Genomic DNA, 552 nt, shown 5'->3' with positions numbered 1-552 from the left:
TTGAAAGTTGCAGATACGGGCATTGGCATGACGGATGGCCATCTCGAAGGCATTCTCAACCCGTTTGTTCAAGCGGATGACAGCATTACGCGCAAATATGGCGGCACAGGGTTAGGGCTGAGCATCGTTGACCGATTGATCGACTGTATGGGCGGCGTACTCTGCATCGATTCACAATTCGGCTTGGGTACGACGATAACTGTCAAATTGCCAATTGAGCGTTGTGATTCAGAACCAGAAGTGCGTTTGAACTGGACTTACAGCGAGGCATTGCCACTCAGCATTCGTCAGTGGTGTGACGCATGGAAAATGCAGCCAGCAACACTGGCAAGAAGCATGGCGAACCTTTACGCCGCACAAGACAACGAAGCGGGCGTTGATGGTGTGATGCTGCGCGATGATCGAGAAATTCTCGGTAGTCTCACGTTGCGAGAGCTTCAATACCCAGACGCGCTGTTCAATTTGCTTAGCCAAATGCAGCAAGAGACCAAGTTGGACGAGCTTAAGTCCGAAGAAGTTTCGTGGATTCTCGGAACGGTATTGGTTGCGGAA

Annotated in this window: 1 protein-coding gene; it reads left to right on the top strand. The window is 50.9% G+C overall.

What is annotated here, in order from left to right:
- The coding region (locus tag R7Q46_RS29430) for an ATP-binding protein (RefSeq protein ID WP_318078620.1) at positions 1–552 on the top strand (552 nt) is incomplete at both ends.

This window comes from Vibrio sp. 811, assembly GCF_033339195.1.
The sequence above is the reverse complement of the archived record's forward strand: the minus strand, read 5'-3'. Positions and strand labels throughout refer to the sequence as shown.